Raw genomic sequence first — 3,771 nt, forward strand, 5'->3', positions numbered from 1 at the left:
TCGCGCCAGGCGGCGACCTCGGGCTCGGTGCGGTAGCGGGTGGCGTCGTCGGCGTTGGTGTGGGCGTCGATCCGGTAGGTCAGCGCCTCGACCAGGGTCGGGCCGCCGCCGGCCCGGGCCCGCTCCACCGCCTCCGACAGCACCTGGTGCACCGCCGCCACATCGTTGCCGTCCACCAGGCGCCCGCGCATCCCGTAGCCGACCGCCTTGTGCGCCAGTGTCGGCGCCGCCGACTGCTTGGCCAGCGGCACCGAGATCGCGTACCCGTTGTTCTGCACCAGGAACACCACCGGCGCGTTCAACACCGCCGCGAAGTTCAGCGCCTCGTGGAAGTCACCCTCACTGGTGCCACCATCACCCGTCATCGCCAGCGCCACCAGCGGATCACCCGCCAGCCGCGCCGCGTGCGCCAGGCCCACCGCGTGCGGCGCCTGCGTCGCCAGCGGAGTGCACAACGGCGCGGTACGCGTCGCCCGCGGGTCAAAACCGGTGTGCCCGTTCCCGCGCAGCAGCGTCAACACCTCCAACGGATCCACCCCGCGCCCGACCACCGCCAGGGTGTCCCGGTAGCTCGGGAACAACCAGTCCCCGGGCCGCAGCACCATCGCCGCCGCCACCTGACAGGCCTCCTGACCTGCGGACGACGGGTACACCGCCAACCGGCCCTGCTTGGTCAGGGTGGTGGCCTGCTGGTTGTAGCGCCGGCCCACCACCAGGCGGCGGTAGAGGTCCGGCAACAACGCCGGATCCGTGCCCGCCACGGCGGGCGTACCGAGCACCCGAACAGGGGAGTCGTCCGGGAGCAGTGGCGCCGGGTCGGTGCGGGGGCCGGTCGCGCCGGGGAACCACCCGGGTGCGGTGGTCCGGCGGCGGTGGTCGAGCGCGGTCATCTCGGCTTCTCCGGGGTGGTGGGGTCCGCCCGCCGCGTCCGGTCGAGCGAGCAGCGGGCGGACGGCGTGTGACGGAGGACCGGGCCGGGCCGGTCAGCGGACCTCGGAGCGGAGCTCCGCGTCGACCGAGTCCTTCTGGGCGAACTGGGTGTGGTACAGGTCCGCGTAGAAGCCGCCCGCCGCGAGCAGTTCGTCATGGGTACCGCGCTCCCGGATCCGGCCCGCGTCGATGACCAGGATCTGGTCGGCGTCGCGGATGGTGGACAGCCGGTGCGCGATCACCAGGGAGGTCCGGCCGGCCAGGGCGGTCTTCAGCGCGCGCTGGATCGCGGCCTCGGACTCCGAGTCCAGGTGTGCGGTGGCCTCGTCCAGGACGACGATCGGAGGCGCCTTGAGCAGCAGGCGCGCCAGGGCGATCCGCTGCTTCTCACCGCCGGAGAGCCGGTAGCCGCGGTCGCCGACAACCGTGTCGAGGCCGTCCGGGAGCGCGGAGATCGAGTCCCAGATCCGTGCGGCGGTGCAGGCCTCGATCACCTCCCGCTCGGTGGCGTCCGGGTGTGCGTACAGCAGGTTGGCCCGGAGCGTGTCGTGGAACAGGTGGGAGTCCTGGGTGACCACGCCGACCGTCTCGCGAAGGGACTGCAGGGTGAGGTCGCGGATGTCGTGACCGCCGACCCGGACGGTGCCTGAGGTGGGGTCGTAGAGCCGCGGCACCAGCTGGGTGATGGTGGTCTTGCCGGCGCCGGACGAACCGACCAGCGCGGTCAGCTTCCCGGCCGGGGCGACGAAGCTGAGCTCCTGCAGGGTCAGCGGGTTGTCGGCGCCCTCCGGCGCCCGCGCGGAGACGGACTCCAGCGAGGCGATCGACACCTCGTCGGCGCCCGGGTAGCGGAACGAGACCAGGTCGAACTCGACCTCCGGCGCGGCCTCGTCCTCGGCGGCGGGCAGCACCCGCGCGTCCGGCCGTTCCGCGATCAGCGGCTTCAGGTCCAGGATCTCGAAGACCCGGTCGAAGCTCACCAGCGCGGTCATCACGTTGACCTGCATGGTCGTCAGCTGGTTGATCGGGCCGTAGAGCCGCAGCAGCAGCGCCACCATGGCCGCCAGCGTGCCGATCTGGAGTCCGTCGTGTACGGCGAGGTAGCCGCCGAGGCCGTACACCAGCGCGGTGGTCAGCGCGGTGAGCACGGTGGCCGTGATGAAGAGCAGGCGCCCGTAGACGGCCGACAGCACGGTGATGTCGCGAATTCGGCCGGCCAGCCGCTCGAACAGGCCGGACTCCTGGTCCGGCCGGCCGTACAGCTTGGCGAGCATGGCCCCCGACACGTTGAACCGCTCGTTCATCATCGAGCCCATCTCGGCGTCGAGTTGCATGCGCTCACGGGTGAGCCGCTGCAGCCTGCGGCCGACCATCTTCGCGGGGGCGAAGAAGATCGGGATCATCACCAGGGCGGCGACGGTGATCTGCCAGGACAGGAAGAACATCGAGCCGAGCACCAGCACCAGGGTCATCAGCGTGGACACGCTCTGGGAGAGCAGGGTGGCCAGCGCCTGCCGGGCCCCCACGATGTCGGTGTTCAGCCGGCTGACCAGCGATCCGGTCTGTGCCCGGGTGAAGAAGGCCAGTGGCTGCTCCTGGACGTGTCGGAACACCTTGGTGCGCAGGTCGAAGACGAGCCCCTCGCCGATCCGTCCCGAGAACCAGGACTGGACGTAGAGCGCCACCGCGTCCACCACGGCCAGCACGCAGATGGTCCCGGCGAGCCAGAGCACCGTCGCGAGCCGCCGGGGAATGATGCCGTCGTCGATGATCGCCTTGAGCAGCAGGGGACTTGTCGCCGCGATCCCGGCGTCGATCACCGTGACCAGCAGCAGCATCGCCAGCGACCACCGGTAACGCATCGCGTAGGGCACGACACGCCGGAGTGTACCGGGTTTGACCTGCTGGCCGGTGACGGAGTTCTTGTCGAAGCGCGGAAGCGTCGGACCCGTGCCCGGGCCGCCCGTCTTGGCCACGAATACCTACCTCGTCAGTGTGCGTCAAGGAACTCGACGGTCGCCGCGTCGACCGCTTCAGGATGCCCAAGGTGACCGCAACCGGAGATTCCGAGCCGCCGCGGTTTCTCGGGCACTGCGGAGTCGACCGCTCTGGGGTTGCGCGGTGTCGATCGCTCGTGGTTTTCGATGGCCCGACCCGCGACGCGAGCGGTCACAGCGGCGCCTCACTATCCCATTCGGCTGCTGCGCTGATCAATATTCGGACAGGTGCGGTTCGGCTGCGCCCGTCCCGTGCGACCAGGGTGACGGCCCGGTCGTTCAACTGCCGCGGCACGGCGGTTGAACGACCGCATTGATCAGCTGCGGGCCTTCCTCCATAGTGGAGTTCGGCGCAGTGCCGGCGTCCCGACGCGAGCACGGTCCGGTGCGGGAAGCGGGTTCGACCGCACCCGCACTTCCGGTGCCGGCGGACAATGGTGCCGACGACGGCGGATCACCGCGCGCGATCCACATCCATTCACCTGAGGAAGGACGGCGTGGTGACGAACCCGTTCGACGATCCCGATGCGAACTACCTGGTCCTGGTCAACGAGGAGGGTCAGCATTCGCTCTGGCCGGTATTCGTGGACGTTCCGGCGGGCTGGACCCCCGTCTTCGGTGAGGCCGCACGGCAGGAGTGCCTGGACTTCATCGAGAAGTCCTGGACCGACATGCGCCCCAAGAGCCTGATCGAGGCCATGGGCTGAGTAGGACCCACCACCCGCTCGGCCGGCCCTTGTGGCCGGCCGAGCGGCTTTCTCGGGACAAGTGAAGGACGCAGGCGGCACGTTCGCGGGACGCTCGCGGCACGACGCCCGCCCGCCCGGCAGTCGGCCGGGCGGGC

Annotated in this window: 3 protein-coding genes; 1 reads left to right on the plus strand and 2 read right to left on the minus strand. The window is 70.5% G+C overall.

The window, feature by feature from the left end:
- Both ABZ449_RS41825 and ABZ449_RS41830 read right to left on the minus strand, forming a co-directional pair.
- On the minus strand, nucleotides 1-890 hold an 890-nt coding region (locus tag ABZ449_RS41825), incomplete at its 3' end, for a thiamine pyrophosphate-dependent enzyme (protein ID WP_360357335.1).
- 93 nt (nucleotides 891-983) lie between these two features.
- Nucleotides 984-2,906, minus strand: a complete 1,923-nt coding sequence (locus ABZ449_RS41830) for an ABC transporter ATP-binding protein (protein WP_360357337.1) — start codon at nucleotides 2,904-2,906, stop codon at nucleotides 984-986.
- 521 nt (nucleotides 2,907-3,427) lie between these two features.
- On the opposite strand from ABZ449_RS41830, the gene ABZ449_RS41835 reads away from it, so the two are divergent.
- Entirely contained in the window at nucleotides 3,428-3,634 is a 207-nt protein-coding gene (locus ABZ449_RS41835; RefSeq protein ID WP_360357338.1) for an MbtH family protein, read from the plus strand.
- Nucleotides 3,635-3,771: the final 137 nt, after the last annotated feature.

The sequence above is a fragment of the Kitasatospora sp. NPDC005856 genome (genome assembly GCF_040629945.1).
GTDB lineage: Bacteria > Actinomycetota > Actinomycetes > Streptomycetales > Streptomycetaceae > Kitasatospora.